General features: G+C 62.6%; 26 protein-coding genes, 3 tRNA genes and 2 pseudogenes. 16 read left to right on the plus strand and 15 right to left on the minus strand.

All coding sequences use genetic code 11. The features are described from left to right. Positions 1-107: 107 nt before the first annotated feature. From VUN84_01300 to VUN84_01310, 3 genes are read right to left on the minus strand one after another with little or no spacing between them, the layout of a single operon-like run. Positions 108-1,028 carry a cation diffusion facilitator family transporter gene (locus tag VUN84_01300; protein XAS64355.1) on the minus strand — a complete coding sequence of 307 codons (921 nt, stop codon included), beginning with the start codon at positions 1,026-1,028 and terminating at the stop codon, positions 108-110. A gap of 10 nt (positions 1,029-1,038) precedes the next feature. Further along, positions 1,039-1,500, minus strand: a complete 462-nt coding sequence (locus VUN84_01305) for a metallopeptidase family protein (protein XAS64356.1) — start codon at positions 1,498-1,500, stop codon at positions 1,039-1,041. Positions 1,501-1,521: 21 nt separating this feature from the next. Continuing rightward, positions 1,522-2,523: a DMT family transporter gene (locus VUN84_01310; protein ID XAS64357.1), complete on the minus strand. Its 1,002-nt coding sequence runs from the start codon at positions 2,521-2,523 to the stop codon at positions 1,522-1,524. Positions 2,524-3,147: 624 nt separating this feature from the next. Here VUN84_01310 and VUN84_01315 point away from each other — a divergent pair. The 6 genes from VUN84_01315 to VUN84_01340 all read left to right on the plus strand — a co-directional run bounded on the left by VUN84_01315 (position 3,148) and on the right by VUN84_01340 (position 6,602). Continuing rightward, the gene (locus VUN84_01315; protein XAS64358.1) at positions 3,148-3,786 is read left to right on the plus strand and encodes an FMN-binding negative transcriptional regulator; all 639 of its coding nucleotides are present in this window, start codon (positions 3,148-3,150) and stop codon (positions 3,784-3,786) included. Positions 3,787-3,955: 169 nt separating this feature from the next. Next, positions 3,956-4,028, plus strand: a tRNA-Glu gene (locus VUN84_01320). Positions 4,029-4,124: 96 nt separating this feature from the next. Continuing rightward, positions 4,125-4,198 (plus strand) — tRNA-Asp (locus VUN84_01325). A gap of 48 nt (positions 4,199-4,246) precedes the next feature. Next, positions 4,247-4,322 (plus strand) — tRNA-Phe (locus VUN84_01330). Positions 4,323-5,234: 912 nt separating this feature from the next. Further along, positions 5,235-5,477, plus strand: a complete 243-nt coding sequence (locus tag VUN84_01335) for a hypothetical protein (protein XAS64359.1) — start codon at positions 5,235-5,237, stop codon at positions 5,475-5,477. 360 nt (positions 5,478-5,837) lie between these two features. Then, a complete protein-coding gene (locus VUN84_01340) occupies positions 5,838-6,602 on the plus strand; it encodes an ion channel (GenBank protein ID XAS64360.1) in 765 nt (254 codons plus the stop codon). A 91-nt stretch (positions 6,603-6,693) separates the two neighbouring features. Here VUN84_01340 and VUN84_01345 read toward each other — a convergent pair whose 3' ends face one another. The 9 genes and pseudogenes from VUN84_01345 to VUN84_01385 all read right to left on the minus strand — a co-directional run bounded on the left by VUN84_01345 (position 6,694) and on the right by VUN84_01385 (position 16,257). Next, the gene (locus tag VUN84_01345; GenBank protein XAS64361.1) at positions 6,694-7,014 is read right to left on the minus strand and encodes a hypothetical protein; all 321 of its coding nucleotides are present in this window, start codon (positions 7,012-7,014) and stop codon (positions 6,694-6,696) included. A gap of 56 nt (positions 7,015-7,070) precedes the next feature. Beyond that, positions 7,071-8,177 (minus strand): annotated as a pseudogene (locus VUN84_01350) (IS3 family transposase). A gap of 42 nt (positions 8,178-8,219) precedes the next feature. Then, on the minus strand, positions 8,220-8,732 hold the full coding sequence (locus tag VUN84_01355) for a hypothetical protein (protein ID XAS64362.1): 513 nt from the start codon (positions 8,730-8,732) through the stop codon (positions 8,220-8,222). 192 nt (positions 8,733-8,924) lie between these two features. Further along, positions 8,925-9,203 carry an ATP-binding protein gene (locus VUN84_01360; GenBank protein XAS64363.1) on the minus strand — a complete coding sequence of 93 codons (279 nt, stop codon included), beginning with the start codon at positions 9,201-9,203 and terminating at the stop codon, positions 8,925-8,927. Between the two features lie 206 nt (positions 9,204-9,409). Further along, positions 9,410-11,854 carry a hypothetical protein gene (locus tag VUN84_01365; protein ID XAS64364.1) on the minus strand — a complete coding sequence of 815 codons (2,445 nt, stop codon included), beginning with the start codon at positions 11,852-11,854 and terminating at the stop codon, positions 9,410-9,412. Further along, a complete protein-coding gene (locus VUN84_01370) occupies positions 11,842-12,357 on the minus strand; it encodes a hypothetical protein (protein XAS64365.1) in 516 nt (171 codons plus the stop codon). Before VUN84_01370 ends, VUN84_01365 begins: the two co-directional genes overlap by 13 nt. Before the next feature lie 1,007 nt (positions 12,358-13,364). Continuing rightward, complete coding sequence (locus tag VUN84_01375) at positions 13,365-14,177, minus strand: AAA family ATPase (GenBank protein XAS64366.1); 813 nt, start codon at positions 14,175-14,177, stop codon at positions 13,365-13,367. After that, positions 14,174-15,580, minus strand: coding sequence for a Mu transposase C-terminal domain-containing protein (locus tag VUN84_01380; protein ID XAS64367.1), 1,407 nt, complete (start codon positions 15,578-15,580; stop codon positions 14,174-14,176). The genes VUN84_01375 and VUN84_01380 overlap by 4 nt, the downstream gene beginning before the upstream one ends. A gap of 62 nt (positions 15,581-15,642) precedes the next feature. Next, positions 15,643-16,257, minus strand: coding sequence for a recombinase family protein (locus VUN84_01385; protein XAS64368.1), 615 nt, complete (start codon positions 16,255-16,257; stop codon positions 15,643-15,645). Between the two features lie 343 nt (positions 16,258-16,600). Here VUN84_01385 and VUN84_01390 point away from each other — a divergent pair, with 343 nt between their 5' ends. Next, the gene (locus tag VUN84_01390) at positions 16,601-17,233 is read left to right on the plus strand and encodes a hypothetical protein (protein ID XAS64369.1); all 633 of its coding nucleotides are present in this window, start codon (positions 16,601-16,603) and stop codon (positions 17,231-17,233) included. Between the two features lie 90 nt (positions 17,234-17,323). Here VUN84_01390 and VUN84_01395 read toward each other — a convergent pair whose 3' ends face one another. From VUN84_01395 to VUN84_01405, 3 genes are all read right to left on the minus strand, one after another. Then, positions 17,324-17,584 carry a hypothetical protein gene (locus tag VUN84_01395; GenBank protein XAS64370.1) on the minus strand — a complete coding sequence of 87 codons (261 nt, stop codon included), beginning with the start codon at positions 17,582-17,584 and terminating at the stop codon, positions 17,324-17,326. 149 nt (positions 17,585-17,733) lie between these two features. Continuing rightward, entirely contained in the window at positions 17,734-17,973 is a 240-nt protein-coding gene (locus VUN84_01400) for a hypothetical protein (protein XAS64371.1), read from the minus strand. A gap of 119 nt (positions 17,974-18,092) precedes the next feature. Beyond that, positions 18,093-18,530: a hypothetical protein gene (locus VUN84_01405; protein ID XAS64372.1), complete on the minus strand. Its 438-nt coding sequence runs from the start codon at positions 18,528-18,530 to the stop codon at positions 18,093-18,095. A 373-nt stretch (positions 18,531-18,903) separates the two neighbouring features. On the opposite strand from VUN84_01405, the pseudogene VUN84_01410 reads away from it, so the two are divergent. From VUN84_01410 to VUN84_01450, 9 genes and pseudogenes are all read left to right on the plus strand, one after another. Next, positions 18,904-19,425, plus strand: a pseudogene (locus tag VUN84_01410) (recombinase family protein). 404 nt (positions 19,426-19,829) lie between these two features. After that, the gene (locus tag VUN84_01415) at positions 19,830-20,297 is read left to right on the plus strand and encodes an Asp23/Gls24 family envelope stress response protein (protein ID XAS64373.1); all 468 of its coding nucleotides are present in this window, start codon (positions 19,830-19,832) and stop codon (positions 20,295-20,297) included. Next, on the plus strand, positions 20,294-20,485 hold the full coding sequence (locus tag VUN84_01420; GenBank protein ID XAS64374.1) for a hypothetical protein: 192 nt from the start codon (positions 20,294-20,296) through the stop codon (positions 20,483-20,485). The genes VUN84_01415 and VUN84_01420 overlap by 4 nt, the downstream gene beginning before the upstream one ends. Beyond that, positions 20,482-20,862, plus strand: coding sequence for a hypothetical protein (locus VUN84_01425; GenBank protein ID XAS64375.1), 381 nt, complete (start codon positions 20,482-20,484; stop codon positions 20,860-20,862). Before VUN84_01420 ends, VUN84_01425 begins: the two co-directional genes overlap by 4 nt. A 107-nt stretch (positions 20,863-20,969) precedes the next feature. Beyond that, complete coding sequence (locus tag VUN84_01430) at positions 20,970-21,533, plus strand: DUF6286 domain-containing protein (protein ID XAS65913.1); 564 nt, start codon at positions 20,970-20,972, stop codon at positions 21,531-21,533. After that, positions 21,530-22,141, plus strand: a complete 612-nt coding sequence (locus tag VUN84_01435) for a hypothetical protein (GenBank protein ID XAS64376.1) — start codon at positions 21,530-21,532, stop codon at positions 22,139-22,141. The genes VUN84_01430 and VUN84_01435 overlap by 4 nt, the downstream gene beginning before the upstream one ends. 129 nt (positions 22,142-22,270) lie before the next feature. Then, positions 22,271-23,554 carry an ABC transporter substrate-binding protein gene (locus VUN84_01440; protein ID XAS64377.1) on the plus strand — a complete coding sequence of 428 codons (1,284 nt, stop codon included), beginning with the start codon at positions 22,271-22,273 and terminating at the stop codon, positions 23,552-23,554. 7 nt (positions 23,555-23,561) lie between these two features. Continuing rightward, positions 23,562-24,599, plus strand: coding sequence for a sugar ABC transporter permease (locus VUN84_01445; protein ID XAS64378.1), 1,038 nt, complete (start codon positions 23,562-23,564; stop codon positions 24,597-24,599). Continuing rightward, positions 24,596-25,483 carry a carbohydrate ABC transporter permease gene (locus VUN84_01450; GenBank protein ID XAS64379.1) on the plus strand — a complete coding sequence of 296 codons (888 nt, stop codon included), beginning with the start codon at positions 24,596-24,598 and terminating at the stop codon, positions 25,481-25,483. Before VUN84_01445 ends, VUN84_01450 begins: the two co-directional genes overlap by 4 nt. Positions 25,484-25,493: the final 10 nt, after the last annotated feature.

The raw sequence follows: 25,493 nt of genomic DNA on the forward strand, positions 1-25,493 counted from the left end.
CAGTAACATAAACAACAACAGTGTCATTTGCGCACATTCCGTCGGGTGTGTCTGACTGGCCAGGGGCGTTCGTGCGGGGCTTTGGTGTTGCTGCCCGGGAACCGGGCTCAGGCGTGCTGGTGCGATTCGTGCTCGGCGTGCGAGGCAGGCTCCAGCTGGAAGGTGCAGTGCTCGGTGTCAAAGTGCGAGCCCAAGCAGGTGACCAGTGTGTCCAGGACCTGGTCCGCGCCGCGGGCGCCGAGAGCGGCGTCCTCCACCACCACGTGGGCGGAGAACACGGGGACGCCGGAGGTGATGGTCCAGATGTGGATATCGTGCACCGACACCACGCCCTCCACAGCCAGGATGTGCTCGCGGATGAGCTGGACGTCCACGCCCTTCGGAGTGGCTTCGAGCAGCACATCCACCACGTCCCGGAGCAGGTGCCAGGCACGGGGCAGGATCATCAGGGCAATGACGATCGAGGCGATGGTGTCCGCCGCCTGGTAGCCGGTGACCATGATCAGCACTGCGGCAGCAATCACGGCGAAGGAGCCGAGCAGGTCGCCGAGTACTTCTAGGTAGGCGCCGCGGACGTTGAGGCTTTCTTTCTGGGCGCCCCGGAGGATCAGGAGGGACACGAGGTTGGCTGTGGCGCCCAGAACCGCCGCGTAAAGCATGACGTCGGTCTGGACCTCCGTGGCGGTGCCGAACCGGCGGATGGCTTCCGTGAAGATGACTACCGAGATGACGATCAGCACCAGTGCGTTGGCCAGGGCGGCCAGCACCTCCGCACGCTGATAGCCATAGGTCCGCTGGTCGCTGGCCGGCCGCGCGCCGATCCACGCGGCGAGCAAAGCGATGAAGACACCCGCGGCGTCCGAAAGCATGTGGCCCGCGTCCGCCAGCAAGGCCAGGGAGCCGGATACCAGTGCGCCGGCGATCTGGATCAGGACGACGCCGAGGGTGATGCCCAGGACGGCAACCAGGCGTTTCCGATGCCTGGCAGTGCCGGTGAGGCCGTGTGTGTGGCTGTGGTCGTGTCCCATGCTTACAAGGCTAGCCCCAGCCCAGCTCATGCAGGCGATCGTCGCTGATGCCGAAGTGGTGCGCGATCTCGTGGACCACGGTGACCGTCACTTCCTCGATCACGTCCTCGCGCGTTTCGCAGATGTCCAGGATCGGCTGGCGGTAGATGGTGATGCGGTCCGGCAGCGAGCCGGCGTCCCACCAGGAGTCCCGTTCGGTCAGCGGCACGCCCTCGTAGAGCCCCAGCAGCACGGTGTCCGGATCGTCGCCGGGCTGGGGTGTGTAGGCGTCCTCGATGAAGATGGCCACGTTGTTCATGGTCTTGGCGAGGTCCGGCGGGATCCGGTCCAGGGCGTCGTTCACTGCGGCCTCGAAATCGGTCTCGGACATCGGGAACGGCGGGTGGTCCGGGCCGGCGCCGTTCCCGTCGTCGTCCGGGCCGTCCGGGCCGGTCGGAATGATCGGGAGGCCTGGCGGCAGGGAGGCGGGCATGGCTGAAACTCTAGCGCCGAATCAGCGGGACCTGCGCCGGGTCAGCCCTACCCCGACCAGGCAGATCGCGCCGCCCACCAGGCCCCAGACGGTGGGGATTTCGCCGAGCACCAGCCAGGAGATCAGGATCGTGGTGCCGGGCACCAGGTAGGTGGTGGCGGCGAGCCGGCCCGCGTCGATCAGCGACAGCGCGTAAGCCCAGGTGGTGAACGCGATCGCGGTGGGGAAGATGCCGAGGTAGACCAGTCCCAGTGTGGCGGGCAGCGGCGCTGCCTGCAGTTCGGCCACGAGCTGGCCGCTGAAGGGCAGGCAGCAGAAGGCGCCGACCAGGATGCCGAACCAGGTGGCCTGGGCGGCGGGGAACTTCCGGAGCACCGGCTTTTGCACGATGACGCTGACTGCGGCGAGAGCGGCCGCCAGCAGGCAGAGCAGCACGCCGGCGACATCGGCCGTCGAGCGCTGGCCGGAACCGAGGGCGATGACCGCCACGCCGCTAAACGCGACGAGGCTGCCGATGATCAGCCAGCGCGGGAAGCCTTCTTTCAGGATGATCCCGGCCATCACGGCGACCAGGATGGGGTTGACGTTGATCAGCAGGGCGGCCGTGCCGGCGTCGAGGAGATGCTCTGCGGCGTTCAGGGCGACGTTGTAGCCGCCGAACCACATTACGCCGTAGGCCAGGATGGGCCACCACTCGCGGCCTTGGGGGAGGGCCTTGCTCTTCCATAGTTGCGGCAGCACTACCAGACCAAGGACGAGGGCGGCAATGGCCAACCGTCCCAGGGTCAGCGGCCCGGGGGAGAAGCTGGGCCCGACGGCCCGGATGCCCACGAAGGCGGAGGCCCACAAGACCACGGTGACGATTACGGCGGCGATCCCGAGCCGGCTGATCTGTCCCGGCGGCAGAACCAGCCGGCCGGGCTGGGCGGGCAGGGCTGCCGAAGCCTGGGGCGGTACTGGGTCAGAGCTGTCCGGGTGGGTGCTGTCCCGCTGGGGTGGGCCCGACTGGGCGGTTCTTGCCATGAAGCCAATCTAGCCTGTACCGGGACCCGGGAACTGGCGGAAATCGGTCACGTCTAGTCGAGTTCCGGCCAGCCCGGCCTGCGTCCGCCGGCGCGGTCGCGGCAGCCCGCCGGATTTACCTCAGGCGCCGGGCTGCGGCCTGGATCGCCGCAGCGACCTCGTCGAGGGCGGCCGTTCCATACTTCCATTGCTGCCAGTGGAGGGCACGTCGACATGGGCCACCGGGTCCAGTGAGACCAGTGTCCGGTGCTTCAGCTTTTGGGAGACTTCCATTTCGGGAAGCAGCCCCCACCCCATTCCCCAGCAGATGGCTTCGCCGAATTCGTGGACGGCCGGGATGTAATGCCGCGGCGACTGGAGGGACCTGCTGCTGAGGCGTGGTTTGCTGCCGGCGCCGGCCTGGGCAGCATCGCGTGGTTCGCCGCACTTGGCGCCGGGGCCCGGTTTCTTGCGCCGGTGTTCGCCGGCCGGGCAGCTGGCGGGTGCTCGAGGGCGGCATCGCCCTGGTCATGGTCACTCTGGCGCTCGTGCTCGTAATCTGAATAGGTCAGCCGATTCGCGCGGCACCGCCGTCGCGCCGCTTTCCGCGTACCTCGCTCCGTGCACCGATGTAAGGAAGTCTCCATGTACGTCCCCTCGCACTTCGCCGCCGACCAAGACGCCATTAATGACCTCCTCTCGAATCACGGAGCCGCGAATCTGGTGACATCAACCCAGAATGGGCTGCTCGCAACGCTGCTGCCGTTTGTCTTTGACCCGCATGCGGGCAGCCACGGGGCGCTCCTGGGCCATGTGGCCCGCAACAACGAGCAGTGGCTGCTGCCGGCATCCGGAGAATCCCTGGTCATCATCCAGCGCCCTGACGCCTACATATCCCCGTCCTGGTACCCCTCCAAAGCCGAGCACGGACGGGTGGTGCCTACGTGGAACTACACCACCGCGCATGTCTACGGCCGGCTCGTTGTCCACGACGACCCCGCCTGGGTGGAAGACCTGGTCCGCCGGCTGACCACGCTGCACGAGGCGTCGTCGGCGGAACCCTGGACGGTGGACGACGCCCCCGCGCGATTCATTGCCGGCCAGCTCCGGGCGATTGTCGGCGTCGAACTTCTCATCACGCGGGTTAAAGCGAAACGGAAGCTCAGCCAGAACCGGACGGCAGCCGACGTCGACGGCGTCATCAAGGGGCTGCGGGCGAAAGGAGACCTGGCGGCGGCCAACGACGTCGAGCAGGCGCAGGCGAATCCGATCCCGCGCAGCTGATCCCGCGCACCCGGGCGCCCGAAACCGGGAAACGCCTATTTTGGATAAATCGGGGCTGTGCCCTTATAGTTTTATAGTCCAGTTCGGAGGAACCCGAAAGGACAAAAATGCACGGCTCCGGCCTTTGATTTTTGTTCTTTATTCGGCCGTTTCACCGGATGGCGTTCTGGCCCCCATCGTCTAGCGGCCTAGGACACCGCCCTTTCACGGCGGCGGCACGGGTTCGAATCCCGTTGGGGGTACGCAAGGAACTGGTCGGACCGGATGTCAAAGTCTGGTAGGCTAAAGGCCTTGAAAAATTGCAGTAGCGATACTGCAGGAAGCAAGAAAAACATCAAGGCCCTGTAGCGCAGTTGGTTAGCGCGCCGCCCTGTCACGGCGGAGGTCGCGGGTTCAAGTCCCGTCAGGGTCGCTCTGATTGCCAGAAGAAATTCCGGCTCTCATGGTGACATGTCACCTAGGCTCTGTAGCTCAGTTGGTAGAGCGTTCGACTGAAAATCGAAAGGTCACCGGATCGACGCCGGTCGGAGCCACCAGCTAGAACCCCGCAGTTCCCAGTGTTTACACGGGAACGGCGGGGTTTTTTCGTTATGCGGGGAAGCCGGCGATTCAGTCTGCATCAGGCCGAATCAGCCAAGATCGTGAACAAACCCCTGGTATCCCCTTGGTAGAACCCTCACTGTCGTGAGGCCACCCGCGCCGACACGCCAGGGGCTCCGGCCCATTACGTGCCAAGGCACGGGCCCCTCGACGGATCGCGGCCCAGGCTACGCATGCTAGGACAGCGGCTCTAGTCGCATATCACCCTTGATCGAAGCGTCCCCTGAAGACCGCGAAGGCGAACTGGACATGCGGGTGGTGGATTCCGTCAGGACTCCTGCGGGCGTGACCAAGGTCAGCGCGCGGCTGAGCTGCTGCCCAGCGTCCACTGGGAGAACTAGGCCGGCATCTGCGGCGACTCGGTGACACGGGAGCCGGACCGGGTACGGGGTGCCGCTAGATCGGCTTCTGCGACCCCGGGGGCCTCGGAACGCTGGAAACGCTCAATGTCGGATGTTGGCCCTAGTCTTACATCGGCTCTCAAATCTGTGTGCCGACGTGTGGCAAGAGTTCCGTCGCTCGTGACGTGACGAGGAGTACATGTGCTCAGGAGGACTGTCATGGCCGGTCAGCTTGTCGAGGTGGTGGAGAATCTCGATCTCAGCTGCCTCTTCGAGCTTGATCTGATAGCGGAACTACAGCTGCGGGCCCAGGCCCGGGCTCAACAAATGGGGGAATGAATGAAACGAGTGATCATAGCTGGAGCCGTCGCTGCATTGGGGCTTGCGCTAACCGGTTGTGGCGGGGCGGCGCAAGCTGAGCCGTCTCCGACTCCGACTGACACTAGGACCACGCTGCAGAAGGCGACGTCCGAGTGCATAAAGGGGGCAACCGTCGGGATGGAGCTGATGGACGCAGGCAAGTCGGTGGAGATGCGCACCGCGGGGGAGAAGTCGCCCTACCTGACGGGCCTCAAGCAGTCTGAAGTGGATTGCGTGCTCAAGGCAAGCGGGGCCTCATCGGCCGTCCTGGCCAAGATGGGCAAGACGCGCGCTCTCGACGGAACCCGGACGGATTCCTGGAGTAACTTCGAGGTTTCGTACAGCTACCACCCCAACAGCGGATTTGCCGTCATCCTAGAGGAAAAGTAGCCGGAATCACCCCGGTCGTTACCGTAGTCAAGTGCCCACGTGGAGCCCCGGCCCTGAAAAGCTGGGGTTTTCCATTCTGGCATTCACCTTGCCGGGGGCGGCGGAGAATCTGCACGTGATCACAAACTTGCCGCCTCGTTGGCGGCAGGGAGGACGTCCGCTCTGCGCGGCCAAGGTTTCGTTGCCATTGCTGCGGCTCGAATGCGTCCAGCCACCTTGGATTTGGGGCGATGACCGCGTGCTGCGGCTCGGCCGCAGAGTACGCATGATCCTCGATAATTCGGCGTAATTTGGGAGCGGCGTAACAGGTCAGCACGAGATCGCACCCGTGGTGCCGGTACCCTGCTTTAGACTGCAGCCATGACGCAAGAAACATGGCGAAGGCGCTCCGAGTGGCCGTTGGTAATCGCGGCCGTGCTGTTCCTCGCCGCCTATTCCGTCCAGGTCATTTCCAACACCGACTTCGCTGTTGTCGAATTCCTGATCTGGACGACGTGGCTAGCGTTCGCTGGGGATTACGTGATCAATCTTGTCCTAGCTCCTAATCGTGGGCGCTGGTTCGTCCGAAATCTCCACGAATTGGCAATTGTCGCGCTACCGGCGCTGCGGCCATTGCGGTTGCTGCGCCTGGTCAGCCTCCTGCGGGTCGTTCACCGCGTCGGAGGAAATGCCCTGCGCGGCAGGGTCCTGATCTTCGTACTGAGCTCCGCGGCGCTGTTAATCTACGCCGGTGCACTAGCGGTCCTCGACGCCGAAAAAAATGCTCCCGGTTCGAACCTGACCACCTTTGGGGATGCCGTTTGGTGGGCCATGACCACCATAACGACCGTGGGGTATGGGGACCATTACCCCGTGACGGTGCTCGGCCGGTGTGTTGCCGCCGGGCTCATGGTCGGCGGCGTCGCTGTCCTGGGCGTCGTCACGGCTTCGGTCGCGTCCTGGATGGTGCAGTCCGTCGCGGAGGAAACCGCAGCGGAGATCGACTCCGCAGAGGAGCCAATCCGAGAGGAACTCCGCCGGCTCTCAGCACAAGTTGAACACCTGACGACGCTCCTGCAGGCCGGCGCAGCCAATCTTCCGTCTGGTACCCCAAAGTGCCCGGGGTTGAACCAGCGGCGACCTTGAAGTAAATGCCGCGCTCCGCGGAATTTCGACCTCTGCCGGAGGTCGTTACGTATGCGCTGTTATCGGCGTTTGGGGTACTACTCCTGCATCCTTAAGCGATTCGCTCGTGCCCGCTATCGGCGCCCGGGCTATGCGTGTTGAGAAGGCTGATGCCATCGACGCCGGACTGGTTCAGCACATCGGTGCACAGCAGACGCAGGTCCGCCTGCAGATCGTCCACTCTCCCCGCACGGAGCAAACCCTCCACGGGCGTGAAGCGCCGAATGAGTTCGGGCTGTGATGCGTGCTGTCGCCTGTCATAGGACAGGTACGTCTCCAGCGGGAGTGTGCCCTCGGAGCCTGCCTCCCAGGTGATCCCGGTACGGACTTCGTACCCGCCGTCGTTGCGCAGCTGTTGCGCGACGGCTGACAAGAACGCTGCAAGCCCCGCGAGGGCGAATGGTTGGGCCCCCGTTAGCAGTCCAGCGTCTATGCGATAGCTGATTGGTTTTCTTGCGTCCAGGTTTCCCAGTAGCGCTTCGGCGTCATGCCGTCCAGGGATCCGAAATACTTGGCTTCGGCCATGCTGTCCATGATTTCTCCGGAGAGTTGTTCCCTTCTGAATTGGGCGTTGAAGGATTCGATGAAGCCGTTCTGCCAGGGTGACCCCGGGTCGATGAATGCAGTGTCGACCCCGGCGGTGTCGCACCAGCTGACCAGTGCCTCAGCAGTGAACTCGGGTTCGTTGTTGCACCGGACGTAGGCCGGGGCGGTGCCGGTTTCGGCGATGATGTTCTCCAGCACCGCGACCACGTCGGCGGCTTTGAATGACCGGCGGGGGATGATGGCCAGCGCGGTGCGGGTGTATTCGTCGATGACGAAAGAAGAACCGGATGTGCCGGCCGCAGGAGGTCACGTCGGACTGGAAGTCGAAGCTGACCACGTGCATCGGGTACTCGGCTGTGAGCCGTTTCTGCTCCCCGGCGCCGGGCCCGGTGCGGCGCTTCTTCCTCGCCCTGGGTTTACAGGTCAGCCCCTCGTCGCGCCAGAGCCGGCGCACCCGCTTCCTGTTCAGCGCCACGCCGTCCCACTCGGGCTGTGCCAGCAGGTGCCAGCGGGCCTTCCGCCAGCCCCACGCCGGATGCTTCACCGCCACGGCGCGCAGCTCCGTTCGGAGTTTCGCCTCCTCGAAGCCCATGTCGGGTTTCTTCTTGCGGAACGCTGACCGGTTCTGGCCCAGAAGCGCGCAGGCGAAGCGTTCGGATGCCCCGAACTTCTCCACCGCCATGCGCACGGCACGGCGGCGGGGTTCGGGGCTCAGAATTTTCCCCGCGCGACCTCGTTCAGGATGTCGATGGCGAGTTCCTTCTCCGCCAGCAGCCGCTTGAGCCGGGCGTTTTCCTTCTCCAGCTCCTTGGTCCGTTTGGATGACTCGGCGTTCTTCTCGGACCCGTACTGGTTCAGCCAGCGGTACCAGGTCGCCTCGGTGACCTGAAGTTCCTTGATGACCTCGACCATCGGGCGTCCGTCGTTGAGCATCTTCTGTCCCTGCCGGACCTTAGCGATGACCTGCTCGGGGGTGTGTCTGCGTGCCATGATTCGTGAATTTCCTCCTGTGTCCATTCTCGGACACGAAACTCACACAGACACTGGACTTCTATCTGGGGACCCAACCACGAACTCGATGGCCAGGCTCGTTGTTTGTGGCTTCCACTCGCTGGCGGCAGCACGACCCGCCTCGGACCCCGCATCAATGAACTTGCCGTCGATGTCGACGACCATGGCGACCGACCCATCCCTATGGAATTCCAACAGGTGGTTGCAGCCTGCTCCCTTAGCCCGCCACCGCCATCTGCGTAATCCGATCGATGGGGACAGATAGAAGTTGGTGAAGATAGAGGAATCTGAACGGATGAACTCCGATGAGCCCCGCAATGCAGAGTAGAAGACTTCCATCGCGCCCTCGACGTCCGCGGGGTAGCCGTCAGTCCCCCCGACCCCGGTTGGTGCAGCAACTGCGACAAGGCATGCTTTTCTACTTGGCATTGTGTGAGCCAACGTCTCGTCGTAGAACTCTGCGAGGTCCGCCTGGCGCCTACGTCTGCCCTCGAAGCGGGTGAGGTATGCCTGCTCAATCTGGCGCTCGTCCATCCAGCGAGTATCCGAACCATGCCGCACCGGCGCCAGGAATGCGTCCTTCTTCCAATACATGTGCGGTACATCGGCGCTCGGTTGCACAATCATCGCCAGCACGCCGCGCTCAGGGTGTTGTGGGTCTGTGACCTTGACCGGGCGTACGTCCATGAGCGGGGGATGCACCAAGTTGTAGGCGACCTGCGTCAGCTACCGCACATCGGCCTCTTTGACCTCTAGGTGCTCAATGCTCTTCGCGGTGCCATGGCCGCGCTCTTCGGCAACTCCGTAGAGCACAACGCCGCCTCCGGAGTTCGCCATTGCAGCGAAGTCCTTGGCTGCTTCGTCGCGCCACTCACCCTTGGGCAGGATCTGCTTGAAATCGAGGTCGGCCGTTTCTTCGGCCTGCTGCTCCACGAGCTGCTCGATCATCTGCCATGTCAGGGGGCCTGGGGCCGCGCCCAAGGACCGGTGGATTGAGGTGAACATCGTGCCATCCTACGGCCCTTGCATCGCCCGCGTCGTGGATGAGGGAAGCGCTGTTATCGGCGTTGTCGCTTCCTGTGCCTGGACGCCGTGTGGAGCTGATCAACTGCACCGAGCCCGGGCGGTGGCCGCCGTGAGAACCCACCTGGATAGCGGCCTGCCCGCTGGCTATAGCCACTCACGGACGTTCTGAGTCATCCGGGCCTTCCTCATGAGCCTTTCTTGTTCCCGTCGTTCTCGTGATGGCTGCGATCAATCACGTGACGAGCTGCCTCTCGGATTATCTTGGCCGGGTGTTGCATGGTCATTTTGGAGACTTCATTACGAACTTCGTCGCTGTAGTGAATCCACTCACCACTGGCGGCCATTCTTTGGAGGCCATGAAGCGTGAACAGTGGAACTCGAATGCCCCCGGACCGGAGTGAGTTTAGGAGTGCTGAATAGACGAGGGGAGAGATGCCCGTTTGTACTTTGCCTACGAGGGCGAGGCTGCGCGCTGCTTGAGAACGCACCGTAGGATCAATGTCTCGAGTCAGCTGAAGCAATAGTAGCTGCCCCCACTCCCACTCCTGATGCGATGAAGCTACATCCGGAAGGAGCTCTGCTGCCGAAATCCGCTCATCCGCGGAGTTGCTTCCCGCCATCTCAGTAGCCGCTGTGATGGCTTCATCTCTGGACAGAATGTGAAGAACAACTCCCGCCCGCAGCGCTTCGGCGAATTTGGAGGAAGGATCCGGCTCGAGGAAGACGCCGCGCAGCTCCGATTCGATTATGGAAGCCCAGTTCGAGCGCATGATGGAGGCAACCTCTTCAGGAACTGTGGACTGACCGTAGTCAGCGATCCGGATGAGCGATCTTGCTTTCATTTCCTGGGCAACTTTTGCATCGGTCAGGAAGAGGGCGACGGCGTGCCAAACCCTCGTGCTTTCGTAAAGTCGTGCGAATATAGTGGCCAACTCTCCGGAATCGGTGCCCCCGAACGACATTGAACCGTGGCTGGCGCTTTTCCGAATTTCCTCCAAAGCGGCGATGCAGGCTGATTCTGCGCGAGCGACCACACTGGGGGCGAGCTCAGGCAATTCGTCGTGGTGTGCGATCAAGTAGAGAGGAAGTCCACTCTCAGGCATGGAATCCAGGACCAGATCATGGCGGACGGGTGCTGCTACTTTTGATGCTCGCACTGCCAGTTGGGCATGATGTTGGTGGTCCTTGTTCAGCTCACCCCATGACCGCCATCCCAGTACCGTCGTTTGAGTGACCGCCTCCCAATTGAGCGTCTCAAGGAGCCGCAGAAGTTCGCCTTCGATCAGAACTGCGGAGAAATTTCCGTTGACTGCTTCTAGGGCTGCTTCCGCAACTTCTTGGTGCAGGTCGGTCTCCGGCAGAAGCTTAACAACCGCGTTCCAAATGGTGCGTTCGTCGAGGTGGCGCGTTCGGGCGGCGAGTCTAGGGGAGCGAATGAAGCCAAGGGCGCCTTCCAGAGACCGTTGCAACATGTCTAGGTTCAGGTAGGGCGCAGCAGAGGCCAGAACCATGAGATCAAGCTCAGAAATATCTGAGGGGAATCCTGAACGCCCCAAAATCATCGTGGCGTCTTCCAATAGCGCGGGGCCGGGTCCGCGCATGTAGACCCATTCGAGAGCGCGTTTCAAACTGTCCTTTGCTCTTGCCTGTCGAAGCAAGCGCAGGCCGTCTCTTACTTCCCAGGTATCTTCTTCATTGGTTGTCTCCGATTCGCGCAAGATGCGAACTTGGGCGAGGGCCTCACGTCCCTTCATGAACGCATTGACGTCTCCACACAACTCAGCAGTTAGAAGCGCCTCCAGGGCCGGGGAGATCACCGGGTCTTCGTTCCGAAATGTTCTGCCGCGTTTGCGAGGTCCTATGGTTGCCTCAAATAGATGCTCCACGTACTTGCGGTCTCGAGAGGCGGCAGACAGCTCGCCCCTGAGGTCCGGCCAAGTAGCTCGTGACTTAACAACTTGAACCCAAGTATTTCCTTCGAAACCTTCCACGCGCGCCCGCAGTTCGCGGCAATGGGAGGCGATGGCCTCTCGAATGTCGTCTTGAACAAGGTCTGAATCCCAGCCGATCCCCGGGGAGACTGTGAACGGATCCCAGCTCCCCTCCGCAGTTAGGAGAGCGTCAACCAAGCCGAGAGAAAGAAGTGCTCCTGCGTAGTCGAAGACTTCATACTTCCGAGCGGCGATTTGCTGATGTAAAAGTGCCGAGGCTAGTGAAGAGCTGGCTGAGGAAGGATCGCCTAAGCGCGCAGCAAGCGCGTCGAGACGCTGAATGGCGGAGGGGTATTCATCTAGCTCAATTTCGGCGACAGCGGCAAACATGGCCGCGGCGATGCGAGCACCCATGGGCAAATCACCACGTTCGGTGAATTTCCACAGGTCATCGGCACCCTGGCGGATACTGCCGATCAGTACTGACCGTTTGGAAGCATCAACGAGTTCTGAGGCCCATTCATCTGGATCTTCAGGAAGGAGCTCGGCGTATCTTTCCAGGTCGCTTGGGCGGCAGCGAGCTACGAGTGCCATGACGCTTGCGGCGCTGACTTCGCTTTGAGAAAAATTAGGGTGCGGTGCAATCGCCCAAGGAGCGGCAACAGCTGCCACCCATGCCCCGTCGTCTAGAGTCTCCAAGGACGCGCCTCGTTTCTGAGTAGGAAATACTGGATCGATTCGGCGCTCTGCCCCTCGGTGCTTTCAGAGGAAGAAAAGCCCAGATGCCGTACGGCAAGTCGAATGTGTTTTTCGGCAGCTTCTTGCAGGCTGGACGGTTCAAGCATTCGAATGGCGTACTTCTTGCCAATGGGATCCAGCTGCGAGTTGGCCAATTCGGTCACGGCTTCTTCATCCAGTGGGGGATACGACGGTTGGCAAGCGGCCAGCACGATGCGGGTAGAGGGCTGGGGATCGATCGTAGTCAGTGCGTTTGCTATGTGCTCTCCTGCAAGGATCAGATGATGAGCGCTTGCAGGGTAAAGCACAAAATGCAGTAGAGCGTCTTCGCCCGATTGCGTGCTCAGGTGCACGGGTGCGGGGTCAGATTGAACCGCGACGATTGCGTCTTCTAGCGATTCTTCCCAATCAACGCCGACGATTAGAAGCGATCGATAGTGCACCACGAGCTTCTCAGCCGTCATGGATTCCGTGCCGTCGCTATCAGGACTTTCGAGCGTTGAAAATAGAGAGTCCTCGTCTGGGCTGGAACCGGATCGCCACAGAGCTCCCCTGCGACTTCTACCGGCAGCAATGGCGAAGTTCCCGTAAGGTCTGCCGACGACACCGAACCTCTGATGTCGGCCAGGGCGCCCGGGCAGTCTCGGATCCCGGAGGGCTGTTCCAACATTTGGACGGAAACATTCAACCGCTCCGTAGGAAACATGATGCTGAGAGGAACCATCAGTAGGAGCAAGCCCAGTGCACCGAGGCCGAGGCCTTGACCCCATTTGGTTCGAGTCCTGATGGACCTGACCAGGTCCCTTGTCTGCCGGTCAAAAGCCTTCACGAAGTCCAGGACGGAGCGTGGACTGAATGTGTCATCCGAATCTTCAGAGTCTTTTAGGCTGTACAGCGAGGCACTCAAGAAAAAGCAAACGCTGACGGCGAGAATGCAGATACCGCCATATCCTGCGGCCTTTGTCGCAGTGGGAAAAGCTTGGCCTACGTTGGAGAACACCAAACCAGCGGCTAGTGCCCCTGACGCGGTGGCGAGCAACGTGGCAACGGAACGTGCGCGATCGCGATACCTGTCAACGTCCGTCCGATACGAAGCAACTATAGCTACGGCCTGCTCTTGCGTTATTTCCGTAGTCATCGGTCCATCTTATTCATTTCATGCCATCCAGGCTGTCAGCCGCGTTGTGAATCTGTGGTTCCCTCCGAGCTCCTCCGGAATTGAGTGGCCGAGTACCAAGGAGGTTCGGAGCCGGGCCGATGGCGTATTCGGGGAGGTTGCAAGGGCGTTACCCGTCATTCACGGGACTAGGCCGGCCCGGATCTGCATGCCAGTCCCTGAAACTTGGGTCTCACAAACGATCGATTACTGAGACGGTCGGGTCGTTTTCCAAGGGACGTAAGGAATGTCGAGGAACTTGGGGTGTGACTGTTGGTTCGGATTGGCGGCTTTTCGCAGTTCGGTTTGGCGGTTTTAGCTGATTCCGATGACGAGGGTCGAGCGTGCGGCTTCAATGACGTCGTCGGTGATGGTGCTGAGTTCATTGATTTTCATGACTCGTTCGACCTGGGTGAAGAGCCGGTCGATGAGGCGGAAGTTGCCTCGGGTAATCCGGGCAACGGCAGCGATGGCCTGGGCATCGGTGAAATCTGCTGGGTCCAGGGTCTGACCGAGTTTGTGCCATCGGCGCTCCAAGACGAAATTCAGTTCTTCCTGGGCCAGTGGGCGGTATTCGTGGGCGAAGCCGACCCTGCTGTAGAGCTGCGCGTAGCGGCTGAACCATTTTTCAATCCCGGGCATGCCGATCAGGATCAGGGCTATGTTGTCCCGGTCGTAGCGGTCACGCAGGAGTTCAAGTGCCGTGGCGTTGAGCCGCTCGGATTCGTCAATGATGAGCAGCTCCACATGCTTGCCGGTGCGGGTCGGTGGTCCTGTCTTCTTGCCGATCTTTTCCAGGTGCTGGTCAACGCAGATCGATACGCGGGTGCTGATGTGCTCGAGTTCGGCTTGGATCTGTTTGGGCGAGGTGAGCACGGCAGGGGTGTAGAAGACGGTGCGTGCCCGGGCCAGGGCTGCATAGATCTGGTAGTCAGAGTCGTCCCGGGGACCCCACTGTTCCAGGAGGTTTTCTGCCTTGTGCCAGTTTGCGTAGCGCCTGGCGGAGAGGGTCTTGCCGATTCCGGCCTGGCCGTAGCAGATGCCGATGGTGTGCTGGCGGCGTACCGCGTCCGCGAATTCAGCGAACCGGCGGTGCTCTTTCGTGGCGATGAAGCTCGGTGCAGTCATTGGCCGTCCTCCAGGTAGGTGCGTAGCTTTGGGCGCTTCTTGGGTTGCTCAACGGCGTCCGGGGCGGGGGTCGGTTTCGCTGATGCCAGGTCCGGCAGGTGCCGGGCCACGACGGCGATGCGCTGGTTGATTTGTCCGCGCAGTTCCCGGCGGCGGGCCGATCGCGCGGCCTGGATGTCTTTCAAAGTGAGAGTGGAGGTTTCGTGGTCAGGGTCCACGGCCCTGCAGATGAACTGGTTCTTGTGGAAGACGCGGATCTCGGTGATGTCCCGCGGGTCGTAGCGGACAATGACGGGTTCCCGGACGTAGGCGGCCAGGAGTGGCGAGACGTATCTGAGCCCCTGGAAGTGCACGCCGTCGCGGTGGACGATCCGGTGTTTGGCCACGGTCAGCAGCAATAGATTCAGTTCGTCCATGGTTGCCGGGAGCCTGGGCAGCCAGCCCTCGCCTACCCAGGCATGATGCGGGGTGTCTTTGATCTCGGGGTGCTCGCGTTGGTGGTAGTTCTCTGTGATGAAACGGCAGATGGCCGTGTCTAGCTCTTTGAGGGTCAGCACCGGTGCCGGGGGCGGGTGTCCGCGGGTCAGGTGTCCGGGCAGTTCGGTCAACAGCTCGGTATTAACGCTGCCGAAGAACCGTTCGATCTTGCCCCGCCCTTGGGGTCTGGCAATGGTTGAGTAGATGATTTCGAAGTGCAGGTCCTTCGCCGTCTGGGCCAGATGGTTGCTGGTGAAATCCGACCCGTGGTCGACGTAGAGGGTGTCGGGGATCCCGCACATGGGCCACTCTGCCCGGGCTTTGGGCCAGATGGCCTGTCGCAGTGCCAGTGCGGTGTTCATAGCTGACGGTGCTCCGAGGAAGAGCATGTAGCCGCAGACTGCGCGGGAGTAGTCGTCAAGGATCGTGGTGAGCCACGGGCGCCCGGGCTTCAGGTTTGCGTCCAGGACGAGGATGTCCAGTTCGGTGTGGTCTGCCTGCCAGGTGGCGTTGGGGAGCTTGGCCCGGTGCCTCCAGGCCAGTTCATAGGTGTCCCGGTAGGCGACCGCTCCCTGCTGCGCGAGTGTCTTCATGCCGGGGTCAAGGCCCGTGGCGATTGAACGGACCGTGCTGTATGAGAGCGGCGGCCAGTCGTGGTCGGCGGCGACGCGGTTGGCTTTGCGGGCGATGGTGGCCAGGGGCAGACGCGGTTTCAGCAGAGCCAGACCTTCGACAAGTGCGACCAGTTCGGGAGTGCTCCTGCGTTGGGTGGTCCCGCGGTTTGCTGTGGCGAGTCCGGCGATGCCGCCGCGTTTGTGGGCCGCGTGCCAGCGCTGCAGTGTCCTCAGTCCTATGCCTTCGTGTGCGGCGAGGGTCGTCAACGGCACGCCGTCTTCGATATGCCGGCACAGGATTTGCCAGCGCATCAATGCCGTTTGCTCAGGTGTGGAGGCAGCATCCCCCGTCGGGGTACTGCTGCCTCCGACAGTCACCGGACTGTGTTCTGTGTTGCGGGTGACCGCCGCCGCCGCGGCGCAGCAGGGACCGGCTCGCGCCGGAGTGCGCGGTAAACGGTGGCGCGGCTGACGCCGAGGACCTCACCGATCTTCTCAACCGTCATCTCCTGCTGCTCGTAAAGTCGCCGTGCAGTCCGGAGTTTGTCCTTGGTCAGCAGTGCGGGCCTGCCGCCGGAGCGCCCGCGTGCCCGTGCTGCCTGGAGGCCTGCGTTGGTCCGTTCACGGATCAGATCCCGTTCGAACTCTGCCAGGGCGGCGAATACGTGGAAGACGAGCCGCCCACCTGAAGACGTGGTATCGATTGCTTCCTGCAGGGAGCGGAATCCGATGCCGCGTTCCTGCAGGCCAGCCAACTGATCAATCAAGTGCCGGATGGACCGGCCGAGGCGATCCAGCCTCCATACGACCAGCGTGTCCCCGGGCCGGAGCTGGTCCAGGACCTTCGTCAGTTCCGGGCGGGATTCAAGGGAGCCGGACGCCGTGTCCGTGAAGATGCGGTAGCAGCCGGCCGCCTTCAACGCGTCCTGCTGGAGAGCCGCATCCTGGTCTGCGGTCGATACCCGGGCGTAGCCCAACAGATGTCCCATGCGCGCAAATGTACCAATACCCGTCAACCATCGGAAGAACCGCAACATAGAAACCGACACTGGGTTTCGCTACAAAATTTGGGAGTGTACCGAATCTTTTGAACGCGCCCGGTTGTTTGTAGCGGAAACGGTCATTTTCGACACGAGGTCCGGACCGTCACATGCAGTTTTCCGGAGCCATCTCCACAGAATGTCCACACTCGTCTGCACTTGCTCTGGAACGTCGCCATGGATCACATCAACGGACCGGCTTATGGAACGAGGGAAGGGCCGGCCGCAACGCCAAGCGATTCCGCTTCTCGTGGACGCGCGTCGGTATTGACGGTGGTGCAAGGATGATGAGATGTCCTTCTTTGATGATCTTCCGGCCCGGCCCGAGAGGCCACGCCAGCCGAAGCCCGTGCCACCCGTCTGGGCAGGCCCACCATCGGATGAACTCCCCGCCGTTGTCTCACTGGGGACGTTCTTTCACCGGTCCGCACGGATGGTCATGGCCGCAAAAAGTGTGGAAGTTTTCTCCACCGGTTGCTTGATTGAGGTCGTATGGTCTGTCCGTCGGGCGGATGAATCAGACAGCGACTGGAGCAGAGTAATTGACCAGTGTTTTAACCGTGGCCCCTACAGATTGGATTCGGACAACGGCCGCGGTGGCGCCCTTCGCTTCGGTGTTGCCTTTCCCGACGGACGGAAGGCGACGACGGCTCAGTTGCACCCGGGGATGTTCGAAGGAGAGGAACCAGTGACGGGGCCGGTATTGATGTCGGCGGGCGGTGGAGGCGGATCAAGCAATGACGACGAACTGTTCTGTTCAAATAAGTTCTGGCTTTGGCCGTTGCCGCTCGGCGGGGACACTCGAGTCGTGGCGCAATGGGATGACCTTGGCATGAAGGAGGAATCCGTTCTCGTCACCGGCGAGCAACTGGGAACGGCGGCCGCAAACGTTCAGAATTACTGGGTTGCCCCGCGTCCTGGGTAAGTACCTCGCTCGGCACGGACCTATCTGGATCGAGCGACCTCAAACGCTGTCCGGCCAAGGTTCCCCAGACGGAACTTCCCTAGCGAACGGTCAGTAGAGCTCTTCTCCGCGAAGAATTCTTTCCAGATCTGCACTGCTCAGGCCCGCTGCTTCCAGGATCCATCTTGTCCCGTAGCCTGCCTGGCTGGAGGTACGGACAGCGGCACCAAGATCGAGAGCTGCCCTCCTGCAGGTGTCCATCGCCTGGCGCAGTTCATTCGCCGCATGCCGTACCGGCAGGCTTACTTCATCGGGCGGCACGGTTAGGCGTGCACTCGCGTCGTCAATGTTGAAACTCCAGTCTGAGTCCATTTCTTCCTCATTCTTGGTCGCTCGGAACACGGACAGAATATGGGGAGAAGCTCATGCGCCGGGTACACAACTTCCTTGGCACGCGATGCTGAGATGACCATTAAAGGTTTTCCCCATCGGAACGGTATGCGGTGATGTAGTCAGATGGATCAGGCTTTTCCGCCGGCGTTGCAGCCGACTGCATGGATAGTCACACCGACACTTACTCCGAAGCTCAGGAACAGGGCCAGGAATCCGGCCGCGGCGGCGACATAGTAGCTTGCCGGATCAGGCACTGTATCGACTACTGGCTCCATGTAGAACCAGATGGTGGAACCAACGCTCACACCCAGTAATACGATTACGCCAGTCAGGACCCAGGCGCTTATAGCAAGAATGACCATCTTCATATCTCCCCCAAACGTTGGACCGGCTGTAACCCGTTGTGCCCCGATCCTAGCCGTGGGCATAATTCCGGCGGAGGTGTCCCGTAGTGGGTTCCCCCAAGCGGGCGTCAGGCCACTGACCGCTAACCACCTGAGACGAGAATGTTCTCGGTGACCTTGGTCCACCCTTCCGATTCCAGCCTGCGGGTGTCGGAGCCGTCTGTGATGAGCATGGTGGCCGATGCACTGCCCACGCTGGAGACCTCGACGATCCGGCCGGTCGTGTTCAGGGTGCTGCAGCCGGCCATCCAGCGGGGATCGACACCTGGCGGGACGACGACCACGCAGGCCACCGTGGCATCGTCATTTTCGGCGGCAAAGTACCTGACACCATCCCGGGTGGCGAGCAGGCGGGCGCTGTCCGCATTCACATCCTGTTGGAAGGTGACGCCTGGCGGCAGCTTGTCTTCCGGCGTCGCGGCACGATCCAAGGCCTTTAGCCCGGCTTGGCCGGAGCAGCCGCCCAGCAGCAGTGCTGCGCCGACCACGGCGGTAATAACCGGAAATGGATAACGTGTCATGTCGCTGCCCCCAAGCTATCGATTCCATGACGGTACACGAAGACCACGACCAAGGGACTTACGAGCACTGACGGGGTCCCCATTCGGAACGGCAAAACCGCCATTTCAAGCTGCGACTTAACCGCCGTTCCGAGCTAACAGTCACACTTGGGGTTCGACACGCCCCTCCAAAGTCTCAGAATGCCGTCCAACAACGGCAAATTGCTCGGCATTAAGAGAATACGGGGACGCCCATGGCTGTAATTGGGTACGCGAGGGTTTCCACGGCGGAGCAGAACCTGGATCTGCAGCTCACGGCGTTGAGGCTGCCGGCGCAGCCCGGACGTTTGCCGACAACGGCGTCAGCGGTCCCACGGTCGAGCGCCCTCAGTTATCCAGGGCCCTGGACCGGCTGGAGTCCGGCGACGTACTTACCGTATGGAAGCTGGACCGCCTGGGCCGCAACACCCGGCACGTCCTGGACCTCATCGAGAGCATTAGGGAGCGGGGAGCGGGTTTCCGGTCGCTGACCGAGGGGCTGGACACGACCGGGCCTATGGGCACGGCAATGCTGACGATCATGGCCGCGTTCGCGCAGTTGGAGCGGGACACGATGATCGAACGCACAAGGGCCGGCCTCGCTGCGGCGGCGGCCAACAACCGCCACGGCGGAAGGCCCCGCAAAATGGATGCCGCTGTCGCTGCCCGGGCCAGGGAACTCAAGGGTGAGCAGCGTGATTGGCTGCTTCGGTCGGTCGGTATCGTGCTCGAATGTGGGGACATGGATTTCCGGCCGCCGGTGTTCCACGATCTGAGGCACACCGCCGTCAGCCTGTATCTGACCGTGACCAAAAACGTGAAGCATGTGCAGCGTATTGCTGGTCATAAGGACGGTACGACGACTATCAATACCTAACCTACGGCGCACTTTTCGATGACGACTTTTTCCAGGCCGCGGCGGGACTGGATTCACTAGCCAATCGACGAAGACCGGAAGACCTCCTCTGGTAAACCTCTGGTAGACAGCCCCTTCACCATGCTGCTGTTGGGATGTAAGGCCACTCAGCGTTCGACTGAAAATCGAAAGGTCACCGGATCGACGCCGGTCGGAGCCACCACTGGGAAGCATCAGTTCTTCGGAACTGGTGCTTTTCTTCTTTAACGCCATCGGCTGCCCAGTACCTGCCCTTATGCCGAGGGGTTCAACCGGTCAGTGCGCCGGTTCAGGGCAACGGCGAACTTCGCAAGCTTCCTTGCGTCAGGCCGCGATCTTGTCGGCGCCAGGTACTAGGGTGGTTTCAAAGAGAAGGGGAGTGCCTGATGGAATACCAGAGTCCTCAACCGGCGGCGGGCCCCGTGGTGCCACGGCTGCCGGCCATCGCTCCGGTCCCCGGCGCCGGCCGCACGGTCATTTCCGAGGCCGCCGTCGCCAAGGTCGCAGGCATCGCCGCCCGCGCCGTTCCCGGCGTCTACTCCCTGGGATCCGGCGCGTCCCGCGCGCTGGGAGCTTTCCGCGACGCCGTGGGCAGCGCGGACCACGCGGCCGGCGTCCACGCCGAGGTTGGCGAAACCCAGGTGGCCGTCGATATTGCCCTGGTGGCACTCTATGGCACGCCGCTGCACGCCCTGGCCGACCACATCCGTGCCGCCGTCTACGCTGCCGTGGAGGAGCTCGTTGGACTCCAGGTGATCGAAGTCAACATCGAGATCAACGATGTCTACGTGCCCGGTCCGGTAAAGCCCGGTGTTCCGGCCGAGACAAGGCCTGCCAGGGAGGCAATCCAGTGAATCTGACCGTTGCAGGAATCGCGATCGGTGCTTTTGCCGCGTTCATGTCCTTCCAATTCGGCGTATGGGGCTTTCTGGGCGCGCTGCTGTTCATGGGAATCGGAGCCCTGCTGGGCCGCGCCGCGGAAGGGAAACTGGACCTGCGCAGCGTGCTTGACGCCCTCTCGGGCCGGCGTTCCTCTTCATGAGCGGCACGGCCAGCGCAGTCCAGCCCTCGGTGAGGGCAGGACATACCCGCGTCAGCACCCAGGCGCTCACCAGCGTGGCGAAGGCTGCCGCCGCGGAAGCTCTCGGGGTCGCGCCGCAGGACGTGCGTGCGGAGTGGACCGACGACGGGGGGCTGCTGGCCCTCTCCCTGGTTGCGCCCATCACGGTCCCGCCCTTGACGGCACTGGCCCGCGACCCCGGTCGGGTCGCGGGCTTCGGCGGCTCCATCTGGGACAGGGCAGTGGCCGCCAAGGCTGACATTCTGCGCCGGGTGACCGAACTGAGCGGCGCCCGGCTGAGCCGCGTGGACATCCGGATCAGCGGCGCCAGTGTGACCGAAGGAGGACGCGTTCAGTGAGCCTCGATGCTTACCCCAGTTCCAGCACCGGCGGCTCCGTGCCTCCCGTTCCGAGGGAAGCGCCTACGTCCGGCAGCCCCGCACCAGCGGAAATCGACGCCGCGGGCATGGACCGGATTTTACGACGCGAAACCCACTCCTCCCGGGCCTTCGCCTCCATCGCCGCCGCCGTCCTTGTCATCGCCCTGTGCGTTTACGCCCTCCTGGAAACTGCGGTCCGTGCCCTCGGGCAACCGCCCTGGCTCGTGGATCCGCAAACGGCTGCCGAGCAGGCGGCGGCGCTTCCGAACGGGGTTCCGCCGCTGCTGCTCGGCGTGCTCGGTGCGGTCCTGCTGATGGCGGGGTTGTTCTTTTTCCTGACCGCGATATTGCCGGGGCGGCGGGCGCGGCATCAGCTCCGCGACCGCCGTGCCGCCGTCGTGGTGGATGATGAAGTCATTGCCTCCGCCTTGGCGCGCCGGGCCAGAGTGGCCGGGAATGTGAGCCAGGAGCAGGTGATGGTTACCGTCTCCCGGCATCAGGTCCGGGTCAGCGTCCGTCCAACGTCGGGGGTCCCGCTGGACCAGGATGCCCTGCTCGCTGCCGTCCAGGACGAGCTTCGGGGCATGCGGCTTTCACCCACACCCGATGTTCAGATCATGGTGGCTCCGGCCGGGGTGGTGGGCGCATGAACGGAACCCCAAGAATTCTCAACCGGATCATCCTCGGACTCCTGGGGCTCGCCTTCTCCGGACTTGGGGTTCTGCTGATCCTGCTGGCAAGCGTGCCGGCAGTTGCGGTTTGGTGGCATGGCTGGGCCGCCGGGACGTGGAGCAACTGGCGCGACCTCTTTGAGCGCACGCGCATTCCCGGAGGAACGGGTAGCTGGCTCTGGACGGTGTTGGTTCTGGCGCTGCTCCTGGTAACTGCGGCCATGGTGGCTTGGGTTGCCCAGCAGGGCAAGGGCCGGGCCGGCCTCCTGGTGTCCGAAGAGGACCCTGGTGACGTGCCCGGGAATGTCAGGATCGGCAGCGGCGTCGCCGAACAGGCGCTGCGGGCCGCGTTGGCAGACCGTCCCGACCTGGCCGGCGCAACCGTCGGCACCTACGAGTTCCGCGGCGAACCGACCCTGAAAATCAGGGTCCAGCCCCGCCAGGGCGTAGCCCCGCACCGTCTCGCAGCCGAGGTCTCGGCCCTCGTGGAGGCGCTCGACGTCGCGCTGGGTAAACGCCCACCGGTCCTCATCCATATCGTCGCCGGAGCCCGGTCCAGGTTCGGCCGCGCGGAGCGGGTCCGCTGACGGGACAATGTCTCGTTTCCATAAAGGCGTGTGTAAACGCTTGCATCAGCATTGCCTCTTAACTAGTGTGACAGTCGACACATCAATGCATTGCCGAATTCTGACCGGTACTCAGCGAGGAGACCACCTATGAAAACCCCGAAGTTTCTACTTCCCGTGGCCACAGCCGGCGTTCTAGCCCTGACACTGTCCGCCTGCGGTGGCGGTGGCGGCGGCAGCACCCCGGCGGCCGGTGACGCGGAGCAGGGCCTCGACGGCCGCGGCCCCATCACCTACGTCCAGGGCAAGGACAACAGCAACGTGGTCCGTCCGCTGATCGAGAAGTGGAACGCCGCCCACCCCGATGAAAAGGTCACGTTCAAGGAACAGACGGACAGCGCCGACCAGCAGCACGATGACCTCGTCCAGAACTTCCAGGCCAAGAACCCCAACTACGACGTCGCCAGTGTGGACGTGGTCTGGACCGCGGAATTCGCGGCCAAGGGCTGGCTGCAGCCGCTCAAGGACAAGATGGCGCTGGATACCTCGAAGATGCTGAAGCCGACGGTGGAGTCCGCGTCCTACAAGGGCACCCTCTACGCAGCCCCCGAATCCTCCGACGGCGGCATCCTGTACTACCGCAAGGACCTGGTCCCGACGCCGCCGAAGACGTGGGACGAGTTGATGGGCATGTGTTCCATCGCCACGGCAAACAACATGGGCTGCTATTCAGGTCAGTTCGCCAAATACGAAGGCCTGACGGTCAATGCCTCCGAGGCCATCAACTCCTCTGGCGGCGCCGTGCTGGATAAGGACGGCAAGCCCAGCCTGAACACACCGGAAGCCAAGGCCGGGCTTGAAAACCTCGCCAAGGCCTACGCGGACGGCAGCATCCCCAAGGAAGCCATCACGTTCAAGGAAGAGGAATCCCGCCAGGCGTTCCAGGACGGGAAGCTGCTGTTCCTGCGCAACTGGCCGTACGTTTACAACCTGGCCACCACGGAAGGTTCCTCGAAGGTCAAAGACGTCCTCGGCATGGCGGCACTGCCCGGAAAGTCCGGCCCCGGTGCATCCTCCCTCGGCGGCCACAGCGCCGGCATGAGCGTCTACTCCAAGAACAAGGCCACCGCCCTGGACTTCCTGAAGTTCCTGACCACGGAAGAGACGCAGAAGTTCTTCGCGACCCAGGGATCCCTGGCGCCGGTCCTCGGCTCGCTGTATGAGGACCAGGAACTGATCGCCAAACTGCCGTACCTGCCGGTCCTGAAGACCTCGATCGAGAACGCAGTGCCCCGCCCGGTTACTCCGTTCTACCCGGCCGTCACCAAGGCCATCCAGGAAAATGCATACCCGGCCATCAAGGGCGAGAAGTCAGTGGAAGCCGCCCTGTCTGACATGCAGAAGTCCATCGAAACAGCGACCGCAGGAAAGTAGCCTAGCCATGGCAACTGAACTGGGCCCGACGCCGGTCAAGTCACCGGCGTCGGGCGGGACCCCGACTAACCGCGGCCCGAAGGGCGTAGGGGAAGATAACCGCATTGCCACGCAGGGCCGCTGGGCCTCGTGGCTGCTGGCCCCGACCATCGCCGCCCTGGCCATCGTGATCGTCTACCCGATCATCAGCGCGATCATCATGTCTTTCCAGGCCGACTCCGGCCTTGATCCGGTCACCGGACTCTTCACCGCCGGCGGGCCGGCCGGCTTCTCCAACTACGTCAACTGGCTGGCCCAGCAGTGCGCCGCTCCGGGCGGCGGGACCGTAGCCTGCCCGCCGGGGACCCTCGGCTCACAGTTCTGGTCGGCCACGGCCACCACTTTCTTCTTCACCATCGTGACAGTCTCCCTGGAAACCGTCCTTGGCTTCTGGATGGCCATGATCATGGCCCGGACCTTCAAGGGCCGCGGCCTGGTCCGCGCGGCGGTGTTGGTCCCGTGGGCTATTCCCACGGCTGTTACTGCCAAACTGTGGCTGTTCATCTTCGCGTTCGAGGGCATCGCCAACAAGATGTTCAACACCACGATCCTGTGGACCGGCAGCGAATGGCCGGCCAAGTGGGCAGTGATCATTGCCGACACCTGGAAGACCACGCCCTTCATGGCCCTGCTGATTCTGGCAGGCCTGCAGATGATTCCGGCCGAAGTCTATGAAGCCGCCAAGGTGGACGGCGCATCCGCGTGGCAGCGGTTCCGCATGATCACCCTGCCGCTGGTGAAACCGGCGCTGATGGTGGCGATCCTCTTCCGCACCCTGGACGCGCTGCGCATGTTCGACCTCCCGTACATCCTGACGGGCGGCTCGAACAACACCACCACGCTGTCCATTCTGGTGATCAACCAGATCAGGCAAGGGTTCAACGCCGCAGCGGCCTTGTCCACCATCACGTTCATCATCATTTTCCTGGTGGCCTTCATCTTCGTCAGGTTCCTGGGTGCGAACGTCGTCGAGCAGCAAACAGGCGCAACTAAGGGGAAGAAATGACCGCCGCGACAGAATTGCGGGCCCGCCAGGACCGTGGCCGCAAGGTAGCGCAAAACCGCGAGAAGTGGGCGCAGGGACGCACCTACATCAGTGCGGCCGTCATCCTCATCTGGTGCCTGGCGCCGGCGTACTGGATGGTGGTGACGGCGTTCCGGGATGTCGGGTTCACTTACGACACCTCCCTCCTGCCCTCCCACGTCACGCTGGACAATTTCAAGACCGCCTTCGACACCTCCTTTGGCAACCACTTCGGCCAGGCCCTGGCCAACAGTGTGTTCATCGGCGTCGTGGTGACTGCCATCTCGCTGGTTATCGGCGTTTTTGCGGCCTACGCCCTGGCGCGGTTGAACTTCCGGTTCAAGTACCTGGTGCTCGGTTTCATCCTGGGCGCCTCGATGTTCCCGGGCGTTGCCCTCATCACCCCGCTGTTCCAGCTCTTCACCAATATCGGCTGGATCGGCACCTACCAGGCGCTCATCATTCCGAACATCTCCTTCGTCCTCCCGTTGACGGTCTACACCATGACGTCGTTCTTCCGGGAAATGCCGTGGGAGCTTGAGGAATCGGCCCGGGTGGACGGCTGCACGCAGGGGCAGGCGTTCCGGAAGGTCATCATGCCTCTGGCGGCGCCGGCCATCTTCACGACGGCCATTCTGGCGTTCATTTCCTCCTGGAACGAATTCCTGATTGCCAGCCAGCTCTCGAGCGACAGGACGCAGCCGGTCACGGTGGCCATTGCCAGCTTTGCCGGCGCGCAGCCCAACCAGATCCCGTACACAGCGATCATGGCTGCAGGCACCATCGTGACCATCCCTCTGGTCATCCTGGTGCTGGTCTTCCAACGCAAGATCGTCGCCGGCCTGACCGCCGGCGCGGTCAAGTGAGGGACGTGCT

The organism is Micrococcaceae bacterium Sec5.8 (assembly GCA_039636775.1).
In the GTDB taxonomy this organism is placed as follows: Bacteria; Actinomycetota; Actinomycetes; order Actinomycetales; family Micrococcaceae; genus Arthrobacter.

What these genes read in the sequence shown, in the direction of transcription:
- VUN84_01300 (XAS64355.1), bottom strand. Translation starts at nt 1,028, where the DNA reads ATGGGACACGACCACAGCCACACACACGGCCTCACCGGCACTGCCAGG.
- VUN84_01305 (XAS64356.1), bottom strand. Translation starts at nt 1,500, where the DNA reads ATGCCCGCCTCCCTGCCGCCAGGCCTCCCGATCATTCCGACCGGCCCG.
- VUN84_01310 (XAS64357.1), bottom strand. Translation starts at nt 2,523, where the DNA reads ATGGCAAGAACCGCCCAGTCGGGCCCACCCCAGCGGGACAGCACCCAC.
- VUN84_01315 (XAS64358.1), top strand. Translation starts at nt 3,148, where the DNA reads ATGTACGTCCCCTCGCACTTCGCCGCCGACCAAGACGCCATTAATGAC.
- VUN84_01335 (XAS64359.1), top strand. Translation starts at nt 5,235, where the DNA reads ATGGACGCAGGCAAGTCGGTGGAGATGCGCACCGCGGGGGAGAAGTCG.
- VUN84_01340 (XAS64360.1), top strand. Translation starts at nt 5,838, where the DNA reads ATGACGCAAGAAACATGGCGAAGGCGCTCCGAGTGGCCGTTGGTAATC.
- VUN84_01355 (XAS64362.1), bottom strand. Translation starts at nt 8,732, where the DNA reads ATGGACGAGCGCCAGATTGAGCAGGCATACCTCACCCGCTTCGAGGGC.
- VUN84_01360 (XAS64363.1), bottom strand. Translation starts at nt 9,203, where the DNA reads ATGTTCACCTCAATCCACCGGTCCTTGGGCGCGGCCCCAGGCCCCCTG.
- VUN84_01370 (XAS64365.1), bottom strand. Translation starts at nt 12,357, where the DNA reads ATGACGGCTGAGAAGCTCGTGGTGCACTATCGATCGCTTCTAATCGTC.
- VUN84_01375 (XAS64366.1), bottom strand. Translation starts at nt 14,177, where the DNA reads ATGACTGCACCGAGCTTCATCGCCACGAAAGAGCACCGCCGGTTCGCT.
- VUN84_01380 (XAS64367.1), bottom strand. Translation starts at nt 15,580, where the DNA reads ATGCGCTGGCAAATCCTGTGCCGGCATATCGAAGACGGCGTGCCGTTG.
- VUN84_01385 (XAS64368.1), bottom strand. Translation starts at nt 16,257, where the DNA reads ATGGGACATCTGTTGGGCTACGCCCGGGTATCGACCGCAGACCAGGAT.
- VUN84_01390 (XAS64369.1), top strand. Translation starts at nt 16,601, where the DNA reads ATGTCCTTCTTTGATGATCTTCCGGCCCGGCCCGAGAGGCCACGCCAG.
- VUN84_01395 (XAS64370.1), bottom strand. Translation starts at nt 17,584, where the DNA reads ATGGACTCAGACTGGAGTTTCAACATTGACGACGCGAGTGCACGCCTA.
- VUN84_01400 (XAS64371.1), bottom strand. Translation starts at nt 17,973, where the DNA reads ATGAAGATGGTCATTCTTGCTATAAGCGCCTGGGTCCTGACTGGCGTA.
- VUN84_01405 (XAS64372.1), bottom strand. Translation starts at nt 18,530, where the DNA reads ATGACACGTTATCCATTTCCGGTTATTACCGCCGTGGTCGGCGCAGCA.
- VUN84_01415 (XAS64373.1), top strand. Translation starts at nt 19,830, where the DNA reads ATGGAATACCAGAGTCCTCAACCGGCGGCGGGCCCCGTGGTGCCACGG.
- VUN84_01425 (XAS64375.1), top strand. Translation starts at nt 20,482, where the DNA reads ATGAGCGGCACGGCCAGCGCAGTCCAGCCCTCGGTGAGGGCAGGACAT.
- VUN84_01430 (XAS65913.1), top strand. Translation starts at nt 20,970, where the DNA reads ATGGACCGGATTTTACGACGCGAAACCCACTCCTCCCGGGCCTTCGCC.
- VUN84_01435 (XAS64376.1), top strand. Translation starts at nt 21,530, where the DNA reads ATGAACGGAACCCCAAGAATTCTCAACCGGATCATCCTCGGACTCCTG.
- VUN84_01440 (XAS64377.1), top strand. Translation starts at nt 22,271, where the DNA reads ATGAAAACCCCGAAGTTTCTACTTCCCGTGGCCACAGCCGGCGTTCTA.
- VUN84_01445 (XAS64378.1), top strand. Translation starts at nt 23,562, where the DNA reads ATGGCAACTGAACTGGGCCCGACGCCGGTCAAGTCACCGGCGTCGGGC.
- VUN84_01450 (XAS64379.1), top strand. Translation starts at nt 24,596, where the DNA reads ATGACCGCCGCGACAGAATTGCGGGCCCGCCAGGACCGTGGCCGCAAG.